At 60.3% G+C, this 25463-nt stretch carries 24 protein-coding genes; 15 read left to right on the top strand and 9 right to left on the bottom strand.

What is annotated here, in order from left to right; genetic code table 11:
* Positions 1-17 precede the first annotated feature (17 nt).
* The 9 genes from B9Z45_RS05535 (at position 18) to arfB (ending at position 8011) form a co-directional block, all read left to right on the top strand.
* Complete coding sequence (locus tag B9Z45_RS05535; RefSeq protein ID WP_108406231.1) at positions 18-656, top strand: NADH-quinone oxidoreductase subunit J; 639 nt, start codon at positions 18-20, stop codon at positions 654-656.
* Positions 656-964, top strand: coding sequence for an NADH-quinone oxidoreductase subunit NuoK (gene nuoK, locus B9Z45_RS05530; RefSeq protein WP_108406257.1), 309 nt, complete (start codon positions 656-658; stop codon positions 962-964). The genes B9Z45_RS05535 and nuoK overlap by 1 nt, the downstream gene beginning before the upstream one ends.
* Before the next feature lie 7 nt (positions 965-971).
* Positions 972-3002, top strand: coding sequence for an NADH-quinone oxidoreductase subunit L (gene nuoL / locus B9Z45_RS05525; RefSeq protein WP_108406230.1), 2031 nt, complete (start codon positions 972-974; stop codon positions 3000-3002).
* A gap of 22 nt (positions 3003-3024) precedes the next feature.
* The gene (locus tag B9Z45_RS05520) at positions 3025-4500 is read left to right on the top strand and encodes an NADH-quinone oxidoreductase subunit M (RefSeq protein WP_108406229.1); all 1476 of its coding nucleotides are present in this window, start codon (positions 3025-3027) and stop codon (positions 4498-4500) included.
* A gap of 50 nt (positions 4501-4550) precedes the next feature.
* Positions 4551-6038, top strand: a complete 1488-nt coding sequence (nuoN, locus tag B9Z45_RS05515) for an NADH-quinone oxidoreductase subunit NuoN (RefSeq protein WP_108406228.1) — start codon at positions 4551-4553, stop codon at positions 6036-6038.
* Between the two features lie 16 nt (positions 6039-6054).
* Positions 6055-6357, top strand: a complete 303-nt coding sequence (locus tag B9Z45_RS05510) for a DUF2818 family protein (RefSeq protein ID WP_108406227.1) — start codon at positions 6055-6057, stop codon at positions 6355-6357.
* Positions 6358-6384: 27 nt separating this feature from the next.
* Positions 6385-6969 (top strand): NUDIX domain-containing protein, encoded by a 585-nt coding sequence (locus B9Z45_RS05505; RefSeq protein ID WP_199221850.1) that lies wholly within the window; start codon positions 6385-6387, stop codon positions 6967-6969.
* An 11-nt stretch (positions 6970-6980) separates the two neighbouring features.
* Positions 6981-7520: a DUF1178 family protein gene (locus B9Z45_RS05500; RefSeq protein WP_108406225.1), complete on the top strand. Its 540-nt coding sequence runs from the start codon at positions 6981-6983 to the stop codon at positions 7518-7520.
* 83 nt (positions 7521-7603) lie between these two features.
* Positions 7604-8011 (top strand): alternative ribosome rescue aminoacyl-tRNA hydrolase ArfB, encoded by a 408-nt coding sequence (gene arfB / locus B9Z45_RS05495; protein ID WP_199221849.1) that lies wholly within the window; start codon positions 7604-7606, stop codon positions 8009-8011.
* A gap of 30 nt (positions 8012-8041) precedes the next feature.
* On the opposite strand, the gene B9Z45_RS05490 is transcribed toward arfB, so the two are convergent.
* A complete protein-coding gene (locus B9Z45_RS05490; protein ID WP_108406224.1) occupies positions 8042-9319 on the bottom strand; it encodes a GDSL-type esterase/lipase family protein in 1278 nt (425 codons plus the stop codon).
* 163 nt (positions 9320-9482) lie between these two features.
* On the opposite strand from B9Z45_RS05490, the gene flgJ reads away from it, so the two are divergent.
* Positions 9483-10598 (top strand): flagellar assembly peptidoglycan hydrolase FlgJ, encoded by a 1116-nt coding sequence (gene flgJ / locus B9Z45_RS05485; protein WP_108406223.1) that lies wholly within the window; start codon positions 9483-9485, stop codon positions 10596-10598.
* Positions 10599-10610: 12 nt separating this feature from the next.
* On the opposite strand, the gene B9Z45_RS05480 is transcribed toward flgJ, so the two are convergent.
* From B9Z45_RS05480 to mutL, 5 genes are read right to left on the bottom strand one after another with little or no spacing between them, the layout of a single operon-like run.
* Positions 10611-12563, bottom strand: a complete 1953-nt coding sequence (locus B9Z45_RS05480; protein WP_108406222.1) for an acyltransferase family protein — start codon at positions 12561-12563, stop codon at positions 10611-10613.
* The gene (locus B9Z45_RS05475) at positions 12560-13969 is read right to left on the bottom strand and encodes a hypothetical protein (protein ID WP_108406221.1); all 1410 of its coding nucleotides are present in this window, start codon (positions 13967-13969) and stop codon (positions 12560-12562) included. The genes B9Z45_RS05480 and B9Z45_RS05475 overlap by 4 nt, the downstream gene beginning before the upstream one ends.
* A gap of 2 nt (positions 13970-13971) precedes the next feature.
* Positions 13972-14961: a tRNA (adenosine(37)-N6)-dimethylallyltransferase MiaA gene (gene miaA / locus B9Z45_RS05470; RefSeq protein WP_108406220.1), complete on the bottom strand. Its 990-nt coding sequence runs from the start codon at positions 14959-14961 to the stop codon at positions 13972-13974.
* A gap of 1 nt (position 14962) precedes the next feature.
* On the bottom strand, positions 14963-16177 hold the full coding sequence (locus B9Z45_RS05465) for a multidrug effflux MFS transporter (RefSeq protein WP_108406255.1): 1215 nt from the start codon (positions 16175-16177) through the stop codon (positions 14963-14965).
* Positions 16178-16185: 8 nt separating this feature from the next.
* Positions 16186-18195, bottom strand: a complete 2010-nt coding sequence (mutL, locus tag B9Z45_RS05460; RefSeq protein WP_108406219.1) for a DNA mismatch repair endonuclease MutL — start codon at positions 18193-18195, stop codon at positions 16186-16188.
* A 108-nt stretch (positions 18196-18303) separates the two neighbouring features.
* Between mutL and B9Z45_RS05455 the strand changes: the two genes are divergently transcribed.
* Positions 18304-18942, top strand: coding sequence for a DedA family protein (locus B9Z45_RS05455; protein ID WP_108406218.1), 639 nt, complete (start codon positions 18304-18306; stop codon positions 18940-18942).
* A gap of 140 nt (positions 18943-19082) precedes the next feature.
* Here the strand turns inward: B9Z45_RS05455 and B9Z45_RS05450 are convergent, their stop codons facing one another.
* The 3 genes from B9Z45_RS05450 to B9Z45_RS05440 form a co-directional block, all read right to left on the bottom strand.
* Positions 19083-20033: a PfkB family carbohydrate kinase gene (locus B9Z45_RS05450; RefSeq protein WP_158270382.1), complete on the bottom strand. Its 951-nt coding sequence runs from the start codon at positions 20031-20033 to the stop codon at positions 19083-19085.
* A 91-nt stretch (positions 20034-20124) separates the two neighbouring features.
* Positions 20125-21069 (bottom strand): ABC transporter permease, encoded by a 945-nt coding sequence (locus B9Z45_RS05445; RefSeq protein WP_108406216.1) that lies wholly within the window; start codon positions 21067-21069, stop codon positions 20125-20127.
* A 68-nt stretch (positions 21070-21137) separates the two neighbouring features.
* Positions 21138-22139 carry a sugar ABC transporter substrate-binding protein gene (locus B9Z45_RS05440; protein WP_108406215.1) on the bottom strand — a complete coding sequence of 334 codons (1002 nt, stop codon included), beginning with the start codon at positions 22137-22139 and terminating at the stop codon, positions 21138-21140.
* A gap of 166 nt (positions 22140-22305) precedes the next feature.
* Here B9Z45_RS05440 and B9Z45_RS05435 point away from each other — a divergent pair, with 166 nt between their 5' ends.
* The 4 genes from B9Z45_RS05435 to B9Z45_RS05420 are packed head-to-tail and all read left to right on the top strand — an operon-like array spanning position 22306 to position 25459.
* Positions 22306-23115: an ATP-binding cassette domain-containing protein gene (locus tag B9Z45_RS05435; RefSeq protein ID WP_233252085.1), complete on the top strand. Its 810-nt coding sequence runs from the start codon at positions 22306-22308 to the stop codon at positions 23113-23115.
* Positions 23109-23549: an RbsD/FucU family protein gene (locus tag B9Z45_RS05430; protein ID WP_108406213.1), complete on the top strand. Its 441-nt coding sequence runs from the start codon at positions 23109-23111 to the stop codon at positions 23547-23549. Before B9Z45_RS05435 ends, B9Z45_RS05430 begins: the two co-directional genes overlap by 7 nt.
* A gap of 18 nt (positions 23550-23567) precedes the next feature.
* A complete protein-coding gene (locus tag B9Z45_RS05425) occupies positions 23568-24791 on the top strand; it encodes an ROK family transcriptional regulator (RefSeq protein WP_108406212.1) in 1224 nt (407 codons plus the stop codon).
* Entirely contained in the window at positions 24788-25459 is a 672-nt protein-coding gene (locus B9Z45_RS05420) for a transaldolase family protein (protein WP_108406211.1), read from the top strand. Before B9Z45_RS05425 ends, B9Z45_RS05420 begins: the two co-directional genes overlap by 4 nt.
* Positions 25460-25463: the final 4 nt, after the last annotated feature.

Genomic DNA, 25463 nt, shown 5'->3' with positions numbered 1-25463 from the left:
TTTAAAAAGACAGACCTATGGACGTCAAGACCGGTTTCTTCTACCTCTTCTCGGTGGTGCTGCTGTTTTCAGCCTTCCGGGTTGTCACTGCGCGCAACCCTGTGCATGCGGTGCTTTTTCTCATGCTCACCTTCTCTCAAGCCTCGGCCATCTGGTTGCTGCTGAATGCCGAATTTCTGGCCATCGTGCTGGTGCTGGTCTACCTGGGTGCGGTGATGGTGCTTTTCCTTTTTGTGGTGATGATGCTGGACATCAACATCGACAACATGCGCAAGGGTTTCTGGAAAAACTTCCCGCTTGCCGCAACGCTGGGGGCAGTCGTGGCGCTTGAAATGGCGGCCGTATTGCTGTCAGGTTTTCGCCTGGCCAAGGCGCCTGTCATGGCTGCCGGTGCTGTGCCCGTGGACAACAGCAAAGCTTTGGGCATCCTGCTGTACACCGAGTACCTGATGCCTATTCAGATTGCTGCAGCCATTTTGCTGGTGGCCATGATCGCGGCGATTGCCCTGACATTGCGCGAGCGCAAGGACAGCAAGGCCATTGACCCCTCCCTACAGGTTCGGGTGCGCGCATCTGACCGCATGCAGCTGGTCAAGATGGCCCCCACCCAAGAGGCACCTGCGCCTGTCGCAACGGCTGCGGAGGAAAGCAAATGATGACATTGACCCTGGGACACTTCCTGGCACTTGGCGCGATGCTGTTTGCATTGGCCGTGATCGGGATCTTTTTGAACCGCAAGAACCTGATCATTTTGCTCATGTCCATTGAACTGATGCTGCTGGCCGTGAACATGAACTTTGTGGCTTTTTCCCACTACCTGGGTGACATGCATGGACAAGTGTTCGTGTTCTTCATCCTGACCGTGGCAGCGGCCGAATCGGCCATCGGTCTGGCGATTCTTGTGCTGTTGTTCCGCAACAAGAACAACATCAACGTCGACGAACTCAATTCGCTCAAGGGTTAACAAGAATATGAGTCAAACCCTTAACGCAAGCACGCTGCTGGCCGTGCCACTCGCACCTCTGGCAGGTGCGCTATTGGCGGGTGTTTTTGGCACCCAATTTGGTGGCAACTGGATCGGCCGCCGCCTGTCACATACCCTGACCATTCTGGGTGTGCTGGTGGCGTTCATCCTGTCGGTCATGACGCTAAAAAGTGTCATCGACGGTGCCCGCTTCAACGAGACCCTTTATACCTGGATGGTGGTGGGTGGTCTCAAAATGGAAGTGGGCTTTTTGATCGATGGCATCACCGCCATGATGATGTGCGTGGTGACCTTTGTGTCACTGATGGTGCACATTTACACGATCGGCTACATGGAAGAGGACGAAGGCTACAACCGCTTTTTTGCCTACATCTCGCTGTTCACTTTCTCCATGCTGATGCTGGTGATGAGCAACAACTTGCTGCAGCTGTTCTTCGGTTGGGAAGCCGTGGGTTTGGTGTCTTACTTGCTGATCGGTTTTTGGTACAACAAGCCGACCGCCATATTTGCCAACATGAAGGCCTTTCTGGTCAACCGTGTGGGCGACTTCGGTTTCATCCTGGGCATTGGCCTGATCGTGGCGTACACCGGCACGCTCAACTACACCGAGCTGTTTGCCAAAGCCAACGAGCTGGCCACCATCAACTTTCCTTGGTACATATTTGGCTTGGACAGCATGCTGATCACCGTGATCTGCATTTGCCTGTCCATCGGCGCGATGGGCAAGTCGGCCCAGTTTCCGTTGCATGCCTGGTTGCCTGACTCGATGGAAGGCCCCACACCCATCTCCGCTTTGATCCACGCCGCCACCATGGTGACGGCGGGTATCTTCATGGTGGCCCGCATGTCCCCCTTGTTTGAGCTGTCTGAAGCCGCTTTGAACTTCATCATGGTGATCGGTGCCATCACTGCCCTGTTCATGGGTTTTCTGGGCATCATCCAAAACGACATCAAGCGCGTGGTGGCTTATTCCACCTTGTCCCAACTCGGTTACATGACCGTTGCTTTGGGGGCATCGGCTTACTCGGTCGCGGTGTTCCACCTGATGACGCACGCTTTCTTCAAGGCCTTGCTGTTTCTGGGCGCAGGTTCGGTCATCATGGGCATGCACCACAACCAGGACATCCGCTGGATGGGTGGCGTGCGCAAGTACATGCCCATCACCTGGATCACGTCGCTTTTGGGTTCGCTGGCCTTGATCGGCACGCCTTTGTTCTCGGGGTTTTACTCCAAGGACAGCATCATCGAAGCTGTGCACCTGAGCCACTTGCCGGCCGCTGGCTTTGCCAACTTCGCCGTTTTGGCGGGTGTCTTTGTGACGGCCTTCTACTCGTTTCGCATGTACTTTCTTGTCTTTCACGGCAAGGAGCGTTACGACCAGAATCCAGACGCCCACCACGACGAACACCATGGCCACGATGAGCATGGGCACGACAGCAAACCTCACGAGTCACCCTGGGTGGTGACGGTGCCGCTCGTTCTGCTGGCGATTCCGTCTGTGGTGATCGGTTTCATGACCATTCAGCCCATGCTGTATGGCGAGTTTTTCAAGGACTCGATCTTGATTGACGCGGTCAAGCACCCCGCGATGAAAGAGCTGGCTGAAGCCTTTCACGGCCCGGTGGCCATGGCTTTGCATGGCCTGAGCACTGCACCGTTCTGGCTGGCCTTTGCGGGTGTGGTGACGGCTTGGTACATGTACCTGATCAATCCCAAGGTTCCTGCCTTCTTTGCTCGCGCCTTGCGCCCACTGATCGTGGTCATGGAAAACAAATACTACATGGACTGGATCAACGAAAACATCCTGGCCAAAGGTGCCCGTGGTCTGGGTCTGGGTCTGTGGAAAGTGGGCGACCGCGCCATCATCGACGGCTTGTTGGTCAATGGCTCGTGGAAACTTGTGGGCAAGGTGTCCGGCGTGGTGCGCTGGTTCCAGTCCGGTTTCCTGTACCACTACGCCCTGGTCATGATCCTGGGTGTGTTCGTGCTGATGACGTACTTCGTCTGGCTCGCTTAATGGTTTTGAGGACAAAATAAAAATGGGATTGTTAAGCCTTGCCATCTGGACGCCGATTGCTTTCGGTGTCGTCTTGCTGGCCCTCGGTCATGACAGCCAAGCCCGCGCCGTGCGCTGGTTTGCACTCGTCGGTTCGATCGCCAGTTTCCTGGTCACGCTGCCCTTGTATGCGGGCTTTGAGCTTGGCACTTCGGCCATGCAGTTTGTTGAAAAAGCATCCTGGATTGAGCGCTTCAATGTGCACTACCACCTGGGGCTGGACGGCATTTCACTGTGGCTTGTGCTGCTGACCGCTTTCATCAACGTGATCGTGGTCATTGCGGGATGGGAAGTCATCACCCGCAAAGTGAACCAGTACATGGCCGCCTTCCTGATCCTGTCGGGTCTGATGATTGGCGTGTTCAGTGCCCTGGACGGCATTTTGTTTTATGTCTTCTTCGAGGCCACCTTGATCCCGATGTACCTGATCATCGGCATCTGGGGCGGCCCGAACAAGATTTACGCGGCCTTCAAGTTCTTCCTGTACACCTTGCTCGGCTCTTTGATGATGTTGGTGGCGCTGATTTACCTGTACACCGCATCCAACGGCAGCTTTGACATCTTGGCCTGGCACCAACTGCCTTTGTCAGGCACGGTCCAGACCTTGCTGTTCTTTGCATTCTTTTCGGCCTTCGCTGTGAAGGTGCCGATGTGGCCAGTCCATACCTGGTTGCCCGATGTGCACGTCGAAGCCCCCACAGGCGGTTCGGCCGTGTTGGCAGCCATCATGCTGAAGCTCGGCGCTTATGGCTTCTTGCGCTTCTCAATGCCCATTGCACCCGATGCGGCGCGTGAGTGGGGCATGCTCATCATCGTTTTGTCTTTGGTCGCCGTGGTCTACGTGGGGCTGGTGGCGATGGTGCAGCAAGACATGAAAAAGCTGGTGGCTTATTCATCGGTCGCACACATGGGTTTTGTGACCCTGGGTTTCTTCATCTTCAATCCTCTGGGCGTATCCGGCGGCATTGTGCAAATGATCGCCCACGGTTTTGTGTCGGCTGCGATGTTCTTGTCGATCGGGGTTCTTTACGACCGCGTGCATTCGCGAGAGATCGCCAGCTACGGCGGTGTGGTGAACACCATGCCCAAGTTTGCGGCATTTGCACTGTTCTTTGCCATGGCCAACTGCGGTTTGCCTGGCACAGCCGGTTTTGTGGGCGAGTGGATGGTGATCCTGGGTGCCGTGAAGTTCAATTTCTGGATTGGCGTGCTGTCGGCTTCGGCCTTGATTTTTGGTGCCGCCTACACCTTGTGGATGTACAAGCGCGTTTACCTTGGCCCTGTGGCCAATGAAGACGTCAAGGCCCTGGTCGACATCAACAGCCGAGAGTTTCTGATGCTGGCCTTGCTGGCTGCAGCGGTGCTCTACATGGGCGTGTACCCCAAACCCTTTACCGATGTGATGGACACCTCGGTCGCCGACTTGCTCAAGCATGTGGCCCTGTCCAAGCTGCCTTGAGCAGCAGGCACGGAACGTTTAGCCTGATTTGAAGAATTGAGAGAACACACATGATTGACAACTCCAGCTGGATGACGGTTTATCCGGAGATCGTGTTGCTGGTCATGGCCTGCGTGATTGCGCTGGTTGACCTCTTCGTGAAAAGCCCCAAGCGCACGGCCACCTATGTCATGACCTTGTTGTCCTTGGGCGGCGTAGCCTGGTTGCACGCCATGTACGCCGATGCCGGCCAGACGCTTTACGGTTTCGGTCGTCTGGTGGTCAGTGACCCGATGGGCCATTGGCTCAAGTGCTTTGCCACGATTGCCGTGATGGTGACCTTGGTGTATTCGCGCCCTTATGCGGCTGACCGCGACATGTTGCGTGGCGGAGAACTTTTCAGCCTGAGCATGTTCGCCCTGCTGGGCATGAGCTTCATGATCTCGGGGCAGAACTTCATCGTGATTTACCTCGGCCTTGAGCTGCTCACTTTGTCGAGTTATGCCCTGGTCGCGCTGCGCCGTGACCACACCCAGGCCACAGAGGCCGCCATGAAGTACTTTGTTCTCGGTGCCATGGCTTCGGGCTTCTTGCTGTATGGCATGTCCATGATGTACGGTGCCACTGGCAGTCTCGAATTGTCAGCCGTCTTCAAGGCCATTCAGACGGGTCAGGTCAACCACCAGGTGCTGGTGTTCGGTTTGGTGTTCATCGTTTCCGGACTGGCCTTCAAAATAGGGGCTGTGCCTTTCCACATGTGGATTCCCGACGTGTACCAAGGTGCACCGACTGCCGCGACCCTCATGATCGGTGGCGCCCCCAAGCTGGCAGCCTTTGCCATCATGGTCCGTTTGCTGGTCGAGGGCTTGTTGCCATTGGCGTTTGACTGGCAGCAAATGTTGGCATTCCTGGCCATTGCCTCGCTGGCTGTCGGCAACCTGGCCGCCATTGCACAGACCAACCTCAAGCGCATGCTGGCCTACTCGACCATCGCGCAAATGGGTTTCGTGCTGCTGGGCTTTGTGGCCGGTGTCATCAACGGTCAAACCACATTGGCCGCCAATGCCTACAGCTCGGCCATGTTTTACATGGTGTCTTACGTGCTGACCACCCTGGCCAGCTTCGGCGTGATCATGTTGTTGGCTCGCCAAGGTTTTGAAAGCGAAGAAATCACCGACCTGGCAGGTCTCAACCAGCGCAGCCCGTTGTACGCCGGCGTGATGGCGATTTGTTTGTTCTCCATGGCGGGTATTCCACCGATGGTGGGCTTTTATGCCAAGCTGTCCGTGCTGCAGTCGCTGATAGTCTCGGGTCAGGGCTTTTATCTGGGTCTGGCAATCTATGCCGTGCTGATGTCGCTGATCGGTGCTTTCTATTACCTGCGTGTGGTCAAGGTCATGTACTTTGACGAGCCCGTGACCGCCACCACCGTGTCTGCCACCCTGGATGTGCGCGCGGTCTTGTCTGTGAACGGCTTGCTGGTTCTTGTGCTGGGCATCGTGCCGGGTGCCCTGATGGCGCTGTGCGCAGACGCCATCGCCCGCATGCTGGCCATCTGATTGGCGTTTTCAGGCCATGTCCACTTCTGCACAAATCGGCTTTTTGGTGGTGCTGGCATTGCTGGCGGCCAACTTGCCGTTTGCCAATCAGCGCATTTTGTTTTTAGGGCCTCAGCGCATCTCCAAACCCCTGGTTTGGCGACTTGCAGAATTGGTGGCGCTGTATTTTGTGGTGGGCGGTGTTGGCCTTGCGCTTGAAAGCCATGCCGGCCAGATCGCGCCACAAGGCTGGGAGTTTTATGCGGTCACAGGCACCATGTTTGTGACGCTGGCGTTCCCCGGTTTTGTTTACCGCTACCTCATGCACCGCAAGCATTGACCGATTTCCGGTTTCACATCCATTGCCATGTCTGACGAGCACCTGATCGAGCACACGGTCAGTCACCAAGAGTTGCTTCACGGCAATTTTTTGCACGCCTTTCGCGATACCGTTCGCTTGCCAGACCAAAGCATTGCCACCCGTGAGTTTGTGGTTCATCCGGGCGCGGTGATGGTTATTCCGCTGCTGCACACGCCCCATGGTTTGCGCCTGGTCCTTGAGCGCCAATACCGCTATCCCGTGGCGCAAGTGATGATCGAATTTCCGGCTGGCAAGCTCAATCCGGGCGAGGACCCCTTGCTGTGTGCTCAGCGTGAATTGATGGAAGAAACCGGCTACACCGCTCGGCAGTGGGCACGGGCAGGGATTTTGCATCCGGTGATCTCTTACTCCACCGAAGTGATCGAAATCTGGTTTGCACAAGAGTTGACCTTGGGCCAGCGGCAACTGGACGTCGGAGAATTTCTGGACGTTTTCACCGCCACGCCTGAACAACTGATGGCCTGGTGCCGGGACGGGCAAGTGACCGATGCCAAAACCCTCACCGGCGCACTTTGGTTGCAAAATATGCTGGCAGGCCATTGGCCGGTAAGCTGGCAAACCCTGTCCTGAAACACACGCCCATGAAAGTCCTGGACCTTCAATGTACGCAGGGCCACAGCTTTGAAGGCTGGTTTGGCTCGCAAGACGATTACGACGCACAGCTTGCGCGGGGCTTGGTCACGTGCCCGGTGTGCAACGACAGTGACATTGTCAAGATGCTCTCGGCGCCCCGATTGAACCTGGGGCACGGCGCAGCCCCGGCTTTGCCAGCGGGTCAGACCGAAGGCTCGCTCGCCGCGCCAGGATCCGCACCGACAGGTGATGCACAAGCCCCTTCAGATCGGATGGCCGCGCTGAGCAGCTCCGATCTGTCTTTGAACCCCGGCCGATTGGCGCAAATGCAAGCGGCCATGCTGAACATGGTGCGCCACGTCATGGCCAACACCGAAGATGTGGGGCCACAGTTTGCCGAAGAAGCCCGCAAGATCCATTACGGCGAGCGCGAAGATCGCAACATCCGGGGCCAGGCCACGCGCGAAGAAACCGAAGCGCTGATCGAAGAAGGCATTGAGGTCATGCCCTTGCCCATCCCGGAAAATCTCAAGGGTCCGCTGCAATAAGCGCAGATCTCAGACCCAGTGGCATGGTGGGCCCGCGTGATCATGTGCCAGCGCTCGCCATCCTTCAAAGAGACAAAATCCTGATGAAACACGCGCTGCACATTGACGACGCCGAGGTCGAGTTGAGCGCCATCCGGGCGCAAGGCCCGGGGGGGCAAAACGTCAACAAGGTCTCCAGTGCCATCCAGCTGCGCTTTGATGTGGCCAACTCATCCTTGCCCGACGATGTCAAGCAGCGCTGGTTGCAATCGGGCGACAGCCGCCTGACGCAAGAGGGCGTTTTCATCCTCAAGGCCCAGCGCCACCGCACGCAGGAAGCCAACCGGGTCGATGCCTGGGCGCGGCTCTATGAAACGCTGGACCTGTATGCCAAACCGCCCAAACCCCGCAAAGCCACCAAGCCCACTTATGGCTCGGTGCAAAGGCGGCTGGAGGGCAAGGCCATCCAGTCACGCCTGAAAGCCAAGCGGCGAAACGACACGGATATCTAGCAGGCTTGTCGCCAAGTTCAGCCAGCAGCCTCAGTGGGCTTTGATCGGCACCATGCTGACCAAACTGCGTGCGCTCTCTGCGTAGCCTGCTGGTGTCAGGTGCAGCAGGTCGGCTTGCATCCAGTCTTTGGCCAACCAGCGCTGTGCTGAACCCGGGCCACCCATGGCTTTTTGCCAATGCCAGTGGGTGCAGCCCCTGGCGCTGGCCAGTCGGTATTGGCTGTCGTTGATCAGGCGCAGGGTGTTCGATGAGCGTTTGGCATCTGGTGGGCCGATCAGCACGCATCGGGCCTGGGGATAGGCGGTTTTCAGCCGGGTGATGCTGGCGCTCAGTTGCGACTCATAAAGCCCGATCTTGAAGTCCGGGTCCAGCGATTCGTTGGTGCCTGACTGCAAGATCACCACGTCGTAGCCCAAGCCCAGCGGGTCTTGCTGGCGCAGATGGGTTGTGTTCACCACACGCCAGCCCTTGGCGGTGGCGCCCGGGATGCTGAACACATCCAGGATGATTTGGGGTTTGCTGGCGTACACCGGGGCGATGCCGTCGATGCGGATTTGTCCGGCAATGAGCCGCAGCCGCAGCGTTGCAAATGCTTGTTCGGACTGCACCCTCAGGCGCCGACTGCTGGACAGTCCCAGGTTGACGATGGCTTCAGGGCCGTCATCCACCGTGATGCCGAGCACCAGGCTTCGGTCGGCTTGGACCTTGGAAAAGTGGATGTCGGCCCATTTAACGCGGGTTTGGGCTTCGGGGTACCGGAAGTCAAGCCACATGAATCCCCCTGCGGCTTCAGTGCGGATGTTGGCCAGGGACTTGGCGTAAGTTTCCGGGCCTTCGGTGGGGCTGCGGTAGGCCAGCGCGGTTTGCCAGTCATCGCTCAGGCATGCGCGGCGCAAGGGGTGTCGAATCCCCTTCAGGTTGAAAGTTGGGGCAATGAAGCTGGGGTGGGTTTGGGCGCGCGGCAAGCGCAGCGCCTCGAGCAAGCTGTCTGTAAAGGTGCCTGACGCGGTGTGGCTGTCGCCCCACAGGCCGATTTTCAGGATGTTTTTGTGGGTGGTCGCATCACCCCGAAATGTTGGCCCTTGGGTCAGCGGGGAGGGTGCCTCGGCGGTTTCTGCCAGTTCGCCAGAACGGGGCGTTTGTGCCGTCGCCCGTGTTCGCTGGTTCGGGCAGTTGAACTCGGCCGGGTCGCGCTGTCCGATCACCTGAACCAAGGCGATATCGGGCGCCGCCAGCGCGCTGACCGACAGGCAGAGGGCTGTCCAAATGACGGCAAATCGATAAAGAACCCGTGTCAAGAAATTCATCCGTGAAAAAATCCAGGGGGATTTTGTACCACTTTGGTGGTGGAAATTGTGTTTGGATACCTTTTGAAGCCAGGCGTAAAAATTGCTAACTAAGCTTTGACTGTGGATTAACCGTCAACCTACCGGGACCTGTGTGCCCGACAGAACGACACCTCATGATGCCATGACCCTTCACGCTGTAACGACTTTGCCCCCAAAGGCGTCCGAATCATCGGACCGCCCTGCGGGTGCGTCTGCGCGTCAGAACTCACAGGTTGCGGCATTTTCACAAACCTTGTCCAAGCTCGCTCCAGTGGGGGCGCAGGTCACGGTTAAACCGGGTGACACGCTCAGCGGCTTGATCCAAAAGCGCTTGCAAGACACCCAGTCGCCCATTCAATTGTCGGGGCAGCAGTTGTACCGCGTGGCACTCAAGGTCGCCGCAGACAATGGCATTGGTGATGCCAATCTGATTTACCCCGAACAGCGCATTGACTTGTCTTCGGTCGAACCGACGGCCATGGCCGAAGCTTTGCAGCCAGGCAAGTTGGGCGAGGGTGCGGCTGTGGCCTGGGTCAAACCTTTGCCCTTGAACTCTGCCAGTCGCGTGGCCAAATCACCCGATGCTCAGGCCTTGACAGGCCCTCAGGCTTTTTTGGCCCGGCATGCCCAAGCGGCACGCCAAGCCCAGGCGACCAGCGGCATTCCGGCGACCTTCATGGTGGCTCAAGCGGCCCTCGAAACCGGCTGGGGCAAACAGGAAATTCGCTTGCCCGATGGCCAGACCTCGCACAATTTGTTTGGCATCCGCGCCAGCGCCAACTGGAAAGGGCCAGTGGCCGAGATCTGGACCACCGAATTTATCAATGGCGCCCCCCAGAAGGTGCGAGGGCAATTTCGGGCCTATGGCAGCTATGAAGAGTCTTTCAATGACTATGCCCGCCTGATCAGCCAAAACCCTCGCTATGCCAGTGCCATGCGCAATCTGGGCGACCCCCAGGCGTTTGCGACCTCCTTGCAACAAGCGGGTTATGCCACCGCCCCCAACTACGCCAACGTGCTGGCCTCGGTCATACAAACCACCCAGCGCTTGCAAGACAGCGTGCCGGTGATGGCAGGCTCGACCCTGCCCACGACCGCCCAGATGCTGAACATGCGCAACGGTGGCCTGCCTTCTGCGGCCGCCCCATTGAGTGCACTCAATAACTTGCCTGGCGGAGCGGGTGCGCCCCTCGTCGGTCAGCGGCAATGGCGCCAATCACCCTATGCCTACCTGGATGGCCCCAAAACACTGCCTTGAACGGGCGGAGCCTTAATCACTTGCAGGCGTGGACACAGCGCTGCTGCGCTGCAGCTGGCTGATGGCGGGTGCATCGATGGAGGGCGTTGAAGCTGGCGCTGACAAGCCCTGGTGTGGGGTCTCGGCTTGGGGTCTTTGGGGCCGTTTCAAGGGCTTTCGCGTTGGGCCGCCGAGTGTGACTTCAGGCAGGCCCAAAGCCAGACGAATCTGGTTGTAATACGCATGGATGCCCGTGCCGGACAGGTGGATGCCGTCTTGCACAAAAAAGTCTGGGTTGGCTTGTCCGATGGTATGCCAGTCCACCAGCCGCACATTGTCAAAGTCTTGGGTGACCCTGGCGATCGTCTCGTTGTTCGAGCCGATCCAACGCCGTGCGCCGTACACATTGACCACCACCACGGTCTTGCGATCGCCCAGTTGTTCCAGCAAGACCCGAAATTGCCTTTCGGCCAGATAGCCGTTGGTGCCCAGATGGATCACGGCCGCGTCGCCGAGTTGATGTTGCTCGCGCAGGCTCTGCACGAGTTTGATGCCCTCACTGCCTTGTCGGCCCACTTTGGCTTCAACGGATGCAAATGGCAGTCGGCGCTGCAGGTACGGGCTTGCACCCAGCAAAACCGAGTCTCCCAATAGCGTGACCCGATGGTAGGTGGCTTCTCCCATCTGTGCCCGGTTCCCGTGCAAAGGGGTTGAAGGCGTGGCTTGGGGCTTGTTTGCCGAAGCCGAGGATGCGGGGGGGCTTTTGCTGGGTGAGGGCTTGTCTTGGGCCAAGGGTGCCACCATGTCCTGGTGTTGTGCCGTGGTGTTCGGCATGAAGCCCAAGACCCCGGCATTGACCATCACCAGGGCTGCAGCCCCCAAGGCCGACCCACGCCGCCAGGGCATGGCTGCGAAGCCGTTGACCCAGCGCGTTTCGACCCACCTGTAGGAGGCTTCGGCGCAGGCCAGCGTGAGCAAGAGCCGCACGGCGGTGACCCATGTCAGTTCCAGGACATCGGCCTGTGCAGAGGGGCGCAGCCAGACCACCACGGGCCAGTGCCACAGGTAAAGCGAATAAGACCGGGCGCCAAGCCAGCGCATGGGCCGTGCAGAGAGCAGTGACGCCACCCAGGTGCCTTCTCGCGTGGCAGCGCTGATCACCAGGCAACTGAGCACGGCCACCAGCAAAAAGCCACCCTGGTAAAGCCAGGGCATGCCCTCGTGCACGGTGGCCATGCCCCCCACCAGCGCAGCCAACGCGGCAATGCCTGCCAGGTTGAGCAGGCCGTCGCTGGCGCTGTTGGCCATGCGCGCTTTCCAGGGGTTCCACCAGGCTGCCAGGGCAGAGCCGGACAGCAGCCCCATCAAATGGGTGTCGGTGCCCAGGTAAACACGGCTGGGGTCACCGCCATCGATCTGCGTGACATAAAGCCAGGCCATCCAGCCTGTGCTGGCGATGGCGATCAGGCCCGCTGCCACGCCCAGACCTTGCCGGCTGGCCTGGTTCAAAAGCCACAGCACGGCCAGCGGCCACAACACGTAATACTGCTCCTCGATGGCCAGAGACCACAGGTGTTGCAACAGCCGGGGGTGTTCAATGGCCTCGAAATACGACTGCTGGGCCACGATCTGCCACCAGTTGGACGCATACAGGAAAGCTGCAGGCAGGTCTTCGCGCAGGCGCGGCAGAGCGGTGGGCAGCAGCAGGGGAGACAGCGCCACCAACACCAGCAGCATGGCAAGTGCCACCGGAAAGAGGCGGCGTGCTCGGCGCACGTAAAACGCCGTGAAATCAATGCGCCCAGTCTGGGCATGCTCTTGCAACAAAAGCGCCGTGATGATGAAACCCGACACGGTGAAGAAAATGTCCACCCCCAGAAAACCGGCAGGTAAAAAGTGCCCCAGGTTCAGGTGGTAGCCGATCACGGCCAGCACAGCCACACCGCGCAGCCCGTCCAGGCCCGGCAAGCGTGCAAGTGCGCTCATGGGGGATTCAGGCCAAAGTCGGCCAGAAAGATGTTGGCCAATTCGCGGTAACCAGCCGGCGTGAAATGGAGCAGGTCAGGGGCCATCAGCGGTGGATTTTTACGGGCCCAGGGGTAAGCGCTGCCCACACCGCCCATGGCCGTTTGCATGCTCCAGGCCGAGCAAGCGTGCAAAGCGGCCACCTCGGCCTGAATCTGCCCGATTTGCGCATGGATGTGTGCGTATTTCAGCAGCTTGGCCGAAGAGGTTGCCTTGGCAGAACGCTTGCTTTGAGCCGCTTGTTTTTTGCTGGTTTTGGCGGCCTTGGACTTGACCACGCGAACCCCCCGATCGCCCGGGCCGATCAGCACACACTGCGTTTGCGGAAAGACCTGCCTGAACTGGCCCAAAGCCCGCGTGAGCGTGTCTCGGTAAGCGGTTTCATTGAAGCGCGGGTCATTGCCCTCGTTGGTGCCAAAGGCGATCAGGGCCAAGTCATAGCTTTGGTCGGTGAACCATGAGGCTAGGTAGCTCAGATCGCTGCGCACCCATCCCGCGGCGGTGGCGCCCGGGTAGGCGAACAGGTCCATGTGCAGGGTGGCAGGCGCCGGGGTTTCGCTCAGTTTGATGCCCTGAAAACGGAAGGCTCCCTCCACCACACGAATTTTCAAGGTGGACAGCGGGGCAGTGGTTTGCAGCGCCAAGGCGCCCGGCCCGACTTGTGGGTCCAGACTGACCAGCGTCTCTGCTTCGCCATCCACGCTGATGGCCAACTGCGTGTTGCCCGCGCCTTCGCCGTGGTAGAGCACTTGCAGGCTGGTGTGGCGGGCTTGGCCCTGGGCATCGCGCAGGTCCAGCGCCAGCGTGGCCCCGGGCCGCTTGGCCACCAAGCTGGTCATGCCCGGGCCGGGGGCACTGGCCGCATCGGCATGGGCATAAGCCATCTCGCGGGCCCATTCACCCGACAGGCAGGTCTTGCGCACCAGCCCGCGCACGCCACCATGGCCCACCCCGGCATGGATAAAGCGGCTGCTCACGGGCGCATCGGCAGGCGCCAGCTTGCGCTGCAGTTGGTCGCTGAAAAAGGCCGCCGCCATGTGGCTGTCACCCCATACCGCAATGCGCCAACCGCGTGCTGGGTTGGACGGCCAGGCAGGCACAGGGCGTACAGGCTGTAAGCCGCTCGCGACAGGCGCATCTTGCAGAGCAGACGCCACCTCGTCTTCGTCAGGGATTTGGGTCGGCTCTGGCGGTGGGGCTAAGGGGCGGACGCTGCTCGGGCCTTTGCGTGGGCAAAGCAGTGCCACGTCGGGCGCACCGGCGTTGCGTATCTGAAGGGGCTGGGGCTCAAGCCGCAAGGGTGTGAAGGGCTCTGCGGACCAGGCCAGCAGGCTCCACCCCCACAAAACAAGGAATAAAAAACGCATGTCTAGACTTTAAAGCTCACCCATTCTGCAGCCAGCGCCGTGACGCGCTCAGACGGATCCTGCGGGCCATCGGCTTGTACCACCACCCGCGAGGGCATGCTGCGCAGCCAGGTGATTTGTCGCTTGGCCAGTTGCCGGGTGGCGAAAATGCCGCGTTCTCGGATCTCGGCTTGCGACCAGCCTTCGTCGAGCCCTTGCCAGGCTTGCCGATAACCCACGCAGCGCATCGAGGGCAGGTCGGGGTTCAGGTCGCCCCGAGCGCGCAGGCGCCGCACTTCATCCATGAAGCCTGCAGCCAGCATGTGGTCAAAGCGCTGGGCGATGCGTTGGTGCAACCAGGCGCGGTGGTCAGGCTCTAGGCTGATCACCGGGATGTGCCAGTCGGGGGTCGATGCTTTGGCACTTTGGTGGAAAGACGTCAAGGTCTGCCCGGTGGCAGTCCACACTTCCAGCGCACGGCCAATGCGCTGGCTGTCGGCCGGGGCCAGGCGGGCGGCAGTGCCAGGATCCACTTGCGCCAACAAGGCGTGCATCGCAGGCCAGCCGAGGCTGGCAGCTTGCAGCTGAATCTCGGCACGCACTTGCGGGTTGGCGGCCGGGATGTCATTCAGCCCCTCCAGCAGGGCTTTGAGGTAGAGCATCGTGCCACCCACCAGCAAGGGCATCTTGCCGCGTGCTTGTATGTCTTGGATCCGTTGCGTGGCATCGCGGGCGAATTCGGCCGCACTGTAGCTTTGCAAGGGGTCAAGGGTGCTGATCAGGTGGTGTGGCACGGCGGCCAGTTCTTCGGGGCTCGGTTTGGCGGTGCCGATGTCCATGCCCTGGTAAACGAGGGCCGAATCCATGCTGATGATCTCTGCCCCGATGTGCGCTTGTCCGGGGGCTTGCAGGGCATTGGCCAAAGCCATGGCTGCTGCGGTTTTGCCGCTGGCGGTCGGCCCGACGATGGCGATGGCGTCTATGGCGAAGGTGGCATCGGTGGCGCGTGGCATGTCAGGCTGTGGCCGCAATGATTTGTGGGCGACCTTGCCGCTGCACCAGCGTCCACGCCAAAACAGCGATGACCAACGCCCACAGCAACAAACCATGGGCCAGGGCAAATACCGGTTGGTCCATGCGGTTGCCCAGCCAAGTTCCCATGAAGAAAGCCCCCAGCATCATCAAAAAGCCATTCAATGCCGAAGCCGTGCCGGCCCGGTGCGGGAAGGGTGCGACCGCGCCGCTCTGGCCGCAAGGCTGGTGTACGCCATGCCCCACCATGAAGATGTACATCGGGCCCATCACGGCCCAGGCGCCATACCAGTCCTGGCCCTGACCGGCATACGCCAACGCGGCCATGCTGACGCCGCCCGTGATCGTCAGAACCGCTGCGACGCCCACGGTTCGGTGAACGCTGGTGCGACGCAGCATCCAGCGGCACCAGAAAGTGCCCAAAATATAGGACAGCGACATGCTCAGCATGAGAAAGCCATAAGCCGTTTTGCTGTAGCCCATTGCGCTGACGAAAACAAAGGATGAGCTGGCCAAAAAGGTGAACAAGCCCAGGTAAGAGCCCGAAGACAAGGCGCACCAGGTGAGGAACACCGGGTTGCGCAGGATCTCGATGTTGGCACGCAAAAGCGGCCCAGCCTTCAAGGCATGGGGGTCGGGTCGGGCCAGGGTTTCTTCAAAGCGCCAGGCCAGCAAGGCGAGAGTGCCTGCACCAAACAAGGCCAGCATGAGGACTGCAAAGCGCCAGCCCAGCCAGTCGGTCAACAGCCCGCCCAGCGGTGCGCAGGTGCAAGCGATGATGCCCAGACCGGTCAGGCCTTGCGACATCACGTTGGCCCCTTGCGCAGGTGCATACAGGTCTCGAACCACCGCGCGTGCGGCCATGACGCCCGCGCCCATGGCGATGCCTTGCACGGTGCGGCCCGCAATCAGCCAGGCCATGTCGGGGGCAAAGGCGCTGGCCACCGAGGCGAGGGTGTAGGCGGCCATGCCCCACAACAAAATGGGCCGTCGGCCAAACCGGTCAGACAAAGGGCCCCACACCAGTTGCGACAAGCCAAACGCCAGCAGCAGGGCCGTCAGGGTGAGTTGGGCCTGGCCCATGCTGGCCCCAAAGCCTTCGGTGATGGCGGGCAGGGCGGGCAGATAAAGGTCGGTGGTGACGGGTTGCAGGCCGAGCAACAGGGCCAGGATGAGAACGATCAGTTTGGGGGACATGCCCGTCATCACCGGCCCCGCAAAAACAGCGCATCCAGATCCCGCATGCTCATTTGCCGCCAGGTGGGGCGGCCGTGGTTGCATTGGTCGGAGCGTTCGGTCTCTTCCATCTGGCGCAGCAAGGCGTTCATCTCGTCAAGCGTCAGGCGGCGGTTGGCACGCACCGCGCCGTGACAGGCCATGGTCGCCAAAATGGTGTTTTGCGCGCGTTGTACCACCGTGCTGGCATCGTGCTGGGCCAGTTCGGCCAACACACTGCGGGCCAACTCGACCGCATCGCCTTGCGCCAGGCTGGTGGGCACGGCGCGAACGGCCAGGGTTTTGGCCGACAGGGGCGAGATTTCAAGGCCCAATTGTTCCAGCGCTTCGGCGCAGGCTTCGGCGGTGGCCACTTCGGTGGGGTTGGCGGCAAAGGTGGCCGGAATCAGCAGCGGCTGGCTGCTGATGCGGGGGCCTTCGCCATCGGCATTGTTGAGCTGGTTTTTCAGGCGCTCGTACACGATGCGCTCGTGTGCGGCGTGCATGTCCACCACCACCAGACCTTGTTTGTTTTCGGCCAGGATGTAGACGCCGTGCAACTGCGCAATGGCGCGTCCCAGCGGCCAGGGGTTGTCTGAGGCGTCACGCTCGAAGGCCACTTCGGTGGGGGATCTGAGTTCTTGCAATGCACCTGGTAGGGCGGTTTCAGAGCGGTCTTTGGCCGCAAGCGGAGACAGCCACTCGGCAGGGCGTACCTCTTGGGCGCTGAGGCCTTCGCTGCGCTCGGTCGGGTTCCAAAGCGCCTTCAGGTCGGCCATGGCGCGATCGCCCTCCACACGCGGACGCACAAAATCGGCCGGTTTGTAGGCGGGGGCGTTGAAGCTGGATGGGCTGGGCCTCTCGAAGGCCATGCCGCCTTGCGTCCAGGCCGCCGATTCGGGGACAGCCTTGGGCGCAGGCACTGTTTTCAGTTCAAAGTCGCTGTCTGTATCGGAGGGGGCATCGGCCAGGTTTTGCGAGCGCGGCGCTGCCAGGGCGTTTTCCAGCGCGTGCTTCACCGCTTGGTGCACGGCTCGGCTGTCGCGAAACCGCACCTCGACCTTGGTGGGGTGCACGTTCACATCGACCAAGGTCGGGTCGATTTGCATGAACAGCGCATAAGCCGGTTGCTTTTGGCCGTGCAGCACGTCTTCGTAGGCGCTGCGTGCGCCGTGCATGACGACTTTGTCGCGCACAAAGCGACCGTTCACGTAGGCAAACTGGTGATCGGGGCGTGAGCGGGCGGCATCAGGCAGGCCTGCGCGGCCAATCACTTTGAGCGGGCCTGCGTGGTATTCGATCGGTATGGACTGCGCCACAAACTCTTCGCCCAGCACATCGGCCAGGCGCTGCGCCAGCCCGGCAGCACCAGGGTGGACGCGCCATTGCTCGACCAGCTTGCCTTCGTGCCAGATGGCAAAACCCACATCGGGACGCGCCAGCGCGTGTCGGCGCATGGCCTCGATGCAGTGCGCCAGCTCGGTGCCGTCGCTTTTTAAAAATTTGCGGCGGGCGGGGGTCGAGAAAAACAGCTCCTTGACCTCCACCGTGGTGCCCACGGAGCGGGCAGCAGGGCTGATTTCACCCGTGCGGCCATCCAGCGCGAAGGCGGTGGGTTGACCGTCCATGCGCGACACCAGGACCAGTTCGGACACTGAATTGATGGCGGCCAGCGCTTCACCCCGAAAGCCCATGGTCATCACCGATTCCAGCTCATCCAAGTTGCCGATCTTGCTGGTGGCGTGGCGTTTCAGGGCCACGGACAGCTCGTCCGGGGCGATACCACTGCCATCGTCTTCTACCGAAATCAGCCGGGTGCCGCCACCTATCAGGCGCAGGGTAATGCTTTGAGCACCCGCGTCCATGGCGTTGTCCACCAGTTCGCGCACAACCGAGGCGGGTCGTTCGACCACCTCGCCAGCAGCGATCTGGCTGATCAGTTCATCGGGAAGTTCGCGAATAGGGCGGCGCGCGATCGCCGGGGTGTGTTGAGAAGTCACTGCCTGATTTTAGGGCTTGTGCAGGTCAAATCCCGGGGTGAGCTTGCGCATGGGCTGCGGATGCGCCACCCGTCCTGATCGTCTGGCAGTGATGGGGATAATCGGCACATGGACATTCTTTTGCAACTTATTGACTTCATCCTCCATGTCGACCGTTATCTGGAGGCTTTTGTGGCCCAACACGGCGCCTGGGTCTATGCCTTGCTGTTCCTCATCATCTTTGTGGAAACTGGGCTGGTGGTCATGCCGTTTTTGCCTGGTGATTCGTTGCTGTTCATTGTGGGCGCCATGTGTGGGGCCGACTTGATGAGCTTGCCCCTGGTGATGGGCTTGCTGCTGGTGGCCGCCATTTTGGGGGACCAGACCAATTACACGATCGGCCGTTACTTTGGCCCCAAGGTCTTCAAGTGGGAGGACTCCCGGTTTTTCAACCGGCAAGCTTTTCTGCAAGCCAATGCTTTTTACGAAAAATATGGTGGCATCACCATCATCCTGGCCCGCTTCATGCCTTTTGTCCGGACTTTTGTGCCCTTTGTGGCTGGCGTGGCCGAGATGACCCGCAGCAAATTCACCTTTTTCAACGTGGTGGGCGGCGTCATTTGGGTGGTCGGGCTGACGCTGGCAGGTTACCTCTTTGGCAACTTGCCTTTTGTGCAGACACATTTGAGCAAGATCATCTGGGCACTGATTCTGGTGCCGGGGCTGATTGCCCTGTTCGGCGCCTGGAAAGCGCGTCAGGCCGGCTGACGCAGACCCTGCGAGCGGCCTTGTGTCAAGGCATAACGCACGGGATTGCCCCGGCACACATTCGGCACCAAGGGTGAGACCCTTCAGAAAAGCCGCCCTTAGGCCAGCGGGCGTTACGGTTGAGGAAACAGAAGCACCGATTAAAACGCCAGAACTTCGGCCCTTGTTGGCGGCTGGCAGCCCTGGCGGGTGCAGTTGATGGCTGCGGCTTTCATGGCGTGGTCCAGTGTCATGGCCACGCGCTCCAAGGCCACATTGGGCCGCATAGCCCAGTCGGCCAAGGCGCTGCCCCAGAAGGTGTCGCCTGCGCCCACGGTATCGGCTACGCTGATGTTCGGCACGGGCAGGCTGTGGGTCTGGCCTTCGATGTCCAAATAAGCGCCTTCGTCGCCAAAGGTCAGGGCCACGCGGCTCAAGGCATTCGGTGCCACACCTGCATGCAACTCGCGCAGTTCGCGCAACTCATGCACCAGGCGGGCTGATTCGCCGATCGCGACGCCTTTCAAACCCATGGTTTCCAGGTCTTCGTCGCTGGCTTTCAGCCAGTCGGTCAGGGGGATCACCTCGTGCAGGGCCTTGACATACTCCGCCAAGTCAGGCGCAACTTTGGGCCGCAAATTGATGTCCACGCTGATGGTCCAGCCCAGATTGCGTGCTGACTTCAAAATAGCCACCACTTTGCTGTGCTCCGGCGGGATCAGCAGCAAGGAGCCCGTGTGCAGAATGCCCGGCGTTTTTTGCTGGCGCAGCAAAGCCAAGACACCGTCCTCCGAGTAATCCCGGTCGGCGATGCCTTCGCGGTAAAAACTGTAGCTTGGCTGACCCTTCGTCACTTGCACAACAGCCAGTGAAGTCGGTAAGCGGCTGGTGCCGCCAGGCATCTGCACGCCGTCTTTTTGCATCAATTGGGCCAAGCCTTGGCCGAACAGGTCGGACGACAGGGGGTTGAGGTAAGCCACCTTGGCACCTTGCAGGGCGGCAGCGCGGGCCATGTTGAAGGGGCTGCCCCCCATGCATGGCAACAGCCGTCCATCGGGCTGGGCTATGCAGTCCATCAGAGCTTCGCCTAAAACAAAAATCGGAGTGGACATGGACATCAGGAGAAGCCGGGGTGTCGCCTGGAGGTTCAGGCCACTGGGTTTAAAGACGAACGAAAAAATCCAATGATGACGAGGCGGGCGCTTATTTTTTGAGCAGGTGCTTGCGGCGCACCACGTCGATCCACACCGCTACGATGACTACAGCACCGATGGCCATCATTTGTTTGAACTGCGAGACTTCCATCAGGTTCATGCCGTTGCGGATCATGGTGATGAGCACCGCGCCCAGCAAGCTGCCCCAGATGCTGCCGCGCCCACCGAAAAGCGAGGTGCCACCCAAAATCACGGCCGCGATCGCGTCCAACTCAAACATTTGCGCCATCTTGCCGCTTGAAGAGTCCATGCGTGCCATGAGCACGATGGCCGCCAGTGCGCAGCACAGGCCCGAAATCACATACACACCTAGCTTGTACCAGCGGATGTTGATGCCGACCTGGCGAGCCCCCATTTCGTTGGAGCCCATGGCGTAGACGTAGCGGCCGATTTTGGTGCTCGACAAAATGAAGGCCATCACGACAAAAAAGACGCCCGTGATCAGGGTGGGCATCGGCACACCCAGCACATCGCCATAGCCGATGAAGGGCAGGGGATCGGGCAAGCCCGCGTTGTCAAAACCGCCGGTCAGGTCAAAAGCCAGACCGCGCCAGAGCGTCAGGCCACCCAGTGTGACGATGAACGCCGGGATACCGACAAAGGCCACCAGGTAACCGTTGAACACGCCCACCGCCGCGCCAATGGCCATTGCCACGAGCATGGCCAAATAAGGGTTTATGCCCAACTTGATCATCATGTGACCGGCCACGGCACCCGCCAGCGCGGTCAGCGCGCCTACGGCCAGATCGACGCCGCCGGTCAGGATCACAAAGGTCTGTCCACCCGCGAGCAAGGCAATCACCGAGGCCTGAACCAAGATGTTGGACAGGTTGCCGGTGGTCAAAAAGTAGGGCGAGGCCACGCTGAGCAAAACGCCCAGCACGAGCACCGCTACCAAAGCGCCGTACCACTCTTGTCGGGTGATGGATTTCATAAATTTCTCGATGTTTCAAAAATAAACCCGGACCCGCAGGTCCGGGTGGGCCCTGTCGAGGCCTTGACTTATTTAGCCTTGACTTTCATGAACTGGCCTACGCCGGAGTCGGTGGCGAACTTGTCCACGTTTTCCGGCAGCACCAGGAAGGAGCCGGTGTCGATACGGGCTTCAACCTTTTTGCCTTGGGCCGCAGCAATGGCGGTTTCCACGCCCACTTGGCCGATCTTGGCCAACATTTGCGCAGCGTTGGCTTGTTGCCAGCCGTCTTTCATCATGTCCAGGCCACCAGGCGAGCCGTCAAAGCCAGCAATCATCACGTTGCCGGGCTTCTTGCCAGCGGCCATCAGTGCGGCCTTGGCACCCAGAGCGCCGCCGTCCCATGCACAGGCGATCACCTTGGCTTTGGGGTTGGCGCGCAGTGCGGCTTCCACACCGTTTTGGGCCATGGTCTGGTCCCAAGTGGTGGCCACTTCGACAATTTTCACGTTCTTACGGCCTTCATTCAAGGCATCTACGAAGCCTTTCTTGCGCTCCTGGCCAGTCGATTGACCCAGGTCACCCGTGACATAAATCACCGTGTCGCCGTCCTTGATTTGTTCTGCAGCCCATTTGCCCTGCACATTGGCGGCCTTGATGTTGTCGGTAGCGACGTAAGACGTGATGTTGGCACCGGTGATGCCGGTGTCCACTGCGATCACGGGAATGCCTGCCGCCAATGCTTTGTTCACAGCGGGGGCAATGCCTGCAGAGTCCACTGGGGCGATGGCAATCGCGCCGACCTTGCGGGTGATCATGTCCTCCACGATGGCCAGTTGTTTGGACAACTCACCTTTTTCAGCGGCCAATTCGATGAATTTGACGCCCGGCACGGAGCCAGCCTTTTTGGCGCCGCCATTGATCAGGGTCCAGCCTTCGTTGGTATTGCCGTTGGTGATGTAAGCAATCGTCAATTCGGTTGCGGCAGGTGCGGTGGCTGGTTTGGCTTCTTCCTTTTTGCCGCAAGCCATCAGTGTGGCTGCGACGGTGGCGGCCAAGGCCAGGCGGCCGATTGTGCGTTTCGTGATCATGGTTGTATCTCCTTTGTTGGGGGTGGGTCCGGCCAGAAAGCGCTTTTTCTTGACCGCGAACGGATTGGAAACGATAAAGCCGACTAAGTAAACCTAGTAGTTTTACTAATGCGGTAAATCTTGAAATCCGCGATGCTTGCAACCATTCACTGTGAAAGTAGCCGCCATGTCGACAGCCACACCTGTTCTCGAAATCCAGCAACTGACCAAGCATTACGGCGGGGTCAAAGCCCTCACCGATGCGCAATTTCGCCTCTTGCCTGGCGAACATGCTGCCATCGTGGGCGACAACGGGGCGGGCAAAAGCACCTTCGTGCGCCTGATCACTGGGGCCGAACAGCCCAATGCCGGCGACATCTTGCTGGAGGGCCAAAAGGTCAACTTTGAATCACCGCTGGACGCCCGCGAGCAGGGCATCGAGACCGTGTACCAGACGCTGGCGCTGGCCGAGGATCTGGATGTGCCAGCCAACATTTTTTTGGGCCGCGAGATCACCCGCCTGAACCTGGGCCCGCTGTCCATCCTCAACCACAAAGCCATGCGCGACAAGTCGGCGAGCATGCTGGCCACCACTGGCGTGAAGATCCAGGACATGTCCGAGAGCCTGCGCGGCATGTCGGGCGGCCAGCGCCAGTGCGTGGCGATCGCCCGCGCTGCCGGATTCGCCAAAAAACTCATCATCCTGGACGAACCCACCGCCGCCTTGGGCGTGCAGGAAACCGCCCGGGTCGAAGAAATCATCAAGGGTTTGAAGAGGCAGGGCATCCCGCTCATCATCATCAGCCACAACCTGCGCCAAGTGTTTGAGCTGGTGGACCGCATCTGGGTGTTCCGTCAAGGCCGCATCATCTGCAGCCGTTTGACCCGTGAAACCAGCCCTGAGCAAATCGTGGGCCTGATCACCGGCGCGATTGATCCGGCGAGCCTGCGTTCCAATTCAGACCAAGATGCAGCCCAAGAGGCCGCCACATGCTGAAAGGCATCGATCCGCTGCTCACGCCCGAACTGTTGATGCACCTGTGCGCCATGGGCCACGGCGAATGGGTGGCCGTGGTGGATGCCAACTTCACGGCCGACTTTTTGCGCCACGGCAAGCCCGTGGTGCGCCTGCCCGGCAACAGCCTGGAGCGGGTTAGCCGCGCGGTGTTGTCGGTGTTTCCGTTGGCGACCGACGTGGACCAGCCTGCGGCCTTTATGCACGCCAGCCACAGCGCCCCGGATTTTCGAACCCCCGCCCAACAGGCGGTTGTCGATTTGGTAGTGGCCGAGGGCTTTCTGGCCGAACAAGTCGAGCCGGTGGAACGCTTTGCTTTTTACGAGAAAATCAAAGGGGCCAGCCTGATCGTGCAAAGCGGAGAGGGCTCGGGTTACGGCAACGCCGCATTCTGTAAGGGCGTGATTTTTTTCTGAATTTGGACCACATATCCCATGAACTCCGCAACCCCCACTTCCGCCTTGCGTGGTTCCAACCACGTCGGAATGCGCCAGTTCAACGAACGCACCGTGCTGCAGGCGATCCGTCACCACGGGGCCATTCCCAAGGCCGACTTGGCTCGGCTGACCCAGTTGTCCACCCAGACGGTGGCCATCATCGTTGGACGTTTGCTCGACGATGGTTTGCTGGTCAAACAAGACCGGGTGCGCGGCAAGATCGGCCAGCCCTCGGTGCCGCTGTCGCTCAATCCGCAAGGGGCGTTCAGTGTGGGCATTCAGGTGGGGCGGCGCAATCTGGAGTTGCTGGTGGCCGACTTCACGGGGCAGCCCGTTGAGCGGGTGGAGGTGCTTTATGACTACCCCGATCCGGATGTGTTGTTTCAATCGATGGCGCAAGGCCTAGAGACCCTGCAAACGCGCATGGGTGATTTGTGGCCACGCACCGTGGGCGTGGGCCTGACGGCGCCGTTGTCGCTGCACAAATGGGCTGACTTGATGGGGGGCCAAGCCGCCCAGGCACTGGCCCGCTGGGAGCACATCGACTTGACGGCCGAGGTGCAGCGCCTGACCCATTTGCCCGTGGTGTTTGCCAAAGACACCACCGCCGCCTGCGTGGCCGAGTTGCTGCAAGGCCATGGCCGCAGTGTGCGCAGTTTTTTGTACGTTTTTGTAGGCACTTTTATCGGTGGCGGCCTGGTGTTGTCGGGCCACATCATGAACGGCGAGCGAGGCAACGCCGGGGCCATTGGCTCGCTGCCGGTGGGCTTGGCTACGTCCGAGGCCAAGGGCTTGCGCATGCCGCCGCAGTTGCTGCAAAAAGCCTCAGGCTGGCAGCTTGAGCAAGCCTTGCTCGCTGCAGGGCACAACCCCTTGTTGATCCACCAAGACAGCATCATGGACACGGCCTACGCCGAGTACACGGCACCCTGGATCGCGCAGGCCAGCCAGGCGCTGGCCATGACCGTGGCGAGTTCTGCCGCCTTGCTGGACCTGGACGCGGTGGTGATGGACGGCTCACTCGGTGCGCCGCTCATGACCGCCCTGATGGCTGCCACGCAAGACGCGCTGGCCCATTACCGTTTTGACGGCATGCACCAGCCACAGCTGTTGGCCGGGCAGGTGGGTGCGCATGCCCGCGCTTTGGGCGGGGCCTTGTTGCCGCTGCACAGCCAGTTTTTCCCAGACAAAGATATTTTTCTGAAACAAGACGCAGCATGAAGCTCTACCTTGACTGTGCCGATGCCCGCCAATGGACCTTGCCCGCAGGCTGCCCGACCGTGCAGGGCGTGACCACCAACCCCACACTGGTGATGCAAGCGGGTCTGCCGGTCAGCCTACCCGGCTATTTGCAACTGGTGGCGCAGGCGGGAGAAGCCAAAATTTCTGAGTTGATGCTGCAACTGCCTCGCGCCGATGTGGGCGAAGCTGCGCAATGGCTCGAGGTGCTGCTGCCTGCCGCCGTGCAGGCCCGTGTGCGCTTGACCGTCAAGCTGCCATGCCACCCGGATTGGCAGCCCGTGCTGCGCGAAGTGCAAGCATGGGGTGTACCCACGCTGCTGACGGGTTTGTCCAACCCGATGCAATTGCTGTGGGCGCGGGCGCAAGGGGCCCACTTTGTTGCGCCCTATGTGGGGCGGCTGCAGGCCGAGGGGCGCGATGTTTGGTCGCTGATTGAGGCCTGCGTGGCTGTGCAGGCCGATGGGCTGCACCTGCTGGCCGCCAGCATCAAGTCGGCCGATGTGCTCTCGCGCCTGATTGCCTGCGGCGCCCATGCCGTCACCTTGCGGCCAGAGTTTGCTGCCGAACTGGCCACTGACCCTTTGACGCTTGCTGCGATGGCGCAGTTTGACCGGGATGTGGTGACGAGCCATTCGGCTGCGTTGTAGCTTG

Origin of the sequence: Limnohabitans sp. 2KL-17 (assembly GCF_003063415.1) — a bacterium.
Lineage (GTDB): Bacteria > Pseudomonadota > Gammaproteobacteria > Burkholderiales > Burkholderiaceae_C > Limnohabitans_A.
The sequence above is the reverse complement of the archived record's forward strand: the minus strand, read 5'-3'. Positions and strand labels throughout refer to the sequence as shown.

Coding starts and splice junctions, on each gene's coding strand:
- B9Z45_RS05535 (WP_108406231.1), top strand. CDS start 18: ATGGACGTCAAGACCGGTTTCTTCTACCTCTTCTCGGTGGTGCTGCTG.
- nuoK (WP_108406257.1), top strand. CDS start 656: ATGACATTGACCCTGGGACACTTCCTGGCACTTGGCGCGATGCTGTTT.
- nuoL (WP_108406230.1), top strand. CDS start 972: ATGAGTCAAACCCTTAACGCAAGCACGCTGCTGGCCGTGCCACTCGCA.
- B9Z45_RS05520 (WP_108406229.1), top strand. CDS start 3,025: ATGGGATTGTTAAGCCTTGCCATCTGGACGCCGATTGCTTTCGGTGTC.
- nuoN (WP_108406228.1), top strand. CDS start 4,551: ATGATTGACAACTCCAGCTGGATGACGGTTTATCCGGAGATCGTGTTG.
- B9Z45_RS05510 (WP_108406227.1), top strand. CDS start 6,055: ATGTCCACTTCTGCACAAATCGGCTTTTTGGTGGTGCTGGCATTGCTG.
- B9Z45_RS05505 (WP_199221850.1), top strand. CDS start 6,385: ATGTCTGACGAGCACCTGATCGAGCACACGGTCAGTCACCAAGAGTTG.
- B9Z45_RS05500 (WP_108406225.1), top strand. CDS start 6,981: ATGAAAGTCCTGGACCTTCAATGTACGCAGGGCCACAGCTTTGAAGGC.
- arfB (WP_199221849.1), top strand. CDS start 7,604: ATGAAACACGCGCTGCACATTGACGACGCCGAGGTCGAGTTGAGCGCC.
- B9Z45_RS05490 (WP_108406224.1), bottom strand. CDS start 9,319: ATGAATTTCTTGACACGGGTTCTTTATCGATTTGCCGTCATTTGGACA.
- flgJ (WP_108406223.1), top strand. CDS start 9,483: ATGACCCTTCACGCTGTAACGACTTTGCCCCCAAAGGCGTCCGAATCA.
- B9Z45_RS05480 (WP_108406222.1), bottom strand. CDS start 12,563: ATGAGCGCACTTGCACGCTTGCCGGGCCTGGACGGGCTGCGCGGTGTG.
- B9Z45_RS05475 (WP_108406221.1), bottom strand. CDS start 13,969: ATGCGTTTTTTATTCCTTGTTTTGTGGGGGTGGAGCCTGCTGGCCTGG.
- miaA (WP_108406220.1), bottom strand. CDS start 14,961: ATGCCACGCGCCACCGATGCCACCTTCGCCATAGACGCCATCGCCATC.
- B9Z45_RS05465 (WP_108406255.1), bottom strand. CDS start 16,177: ATGTCCCCCAAACTGATCGTTCTCATCCTGGCCCTGTTGCTCGGCCTG.
- B9Z45_RS05455 (WP_108406218.1), top strand. CDS start 18,304: ATGGACATTCTTTTGCAACTTATTGACTTCATCCTCCATGTCGACCGT.
- B9Z45_RS05450 (WP_158270382.1), bottom strand. CDS start 20,033: ATGTCCACTCCGATTTTTGTTTTAGGCGAAGCTCTGATGGACTGCATA.
- B9Z45_RS05445 (WP_108406216.1), bottom strand. CDS start 21,069: ATGAAATCCATCACCCGACAAGAGTGGTACGGCGCTTTGGTAGCGGTG.
- B9Z45_RS05440 (WP_108406215.1), bottom strand. CDS start 22,139: ATGATCACGAAACGCACAATCGGCCGCCTGGCCTTGGCCGCCACCGTC.
- B9Z45_RS05435 (WP_233252085.1), top strand. CDS start 22,306: ATGTCGACAGCCACACCTGTTCTCGAAATCCAGCAACTGACCAAGCAT.
- B9Z45_RS05430 (WP_108406213.1), top strand. CDS start 23,109: ATGCTGAAAGGCATCGATCCGCTGCTCACGCCCGAACTGTTGATGCAC.
- B9Z45_RS05425 (WP_108406212.1), top strand. CDS start 23,568: ATGAACTCCGCAACCCCCACTTCCGCCTTGCGTGGTTCCAACCACGTC.
- B9Z45_RS05420 (WP_108406211.1), top strand. CDS start 24,788: ATGAAGCTCTACCTTGACTGTGCCGATGCCCGCCAATGGACCTTGCCC.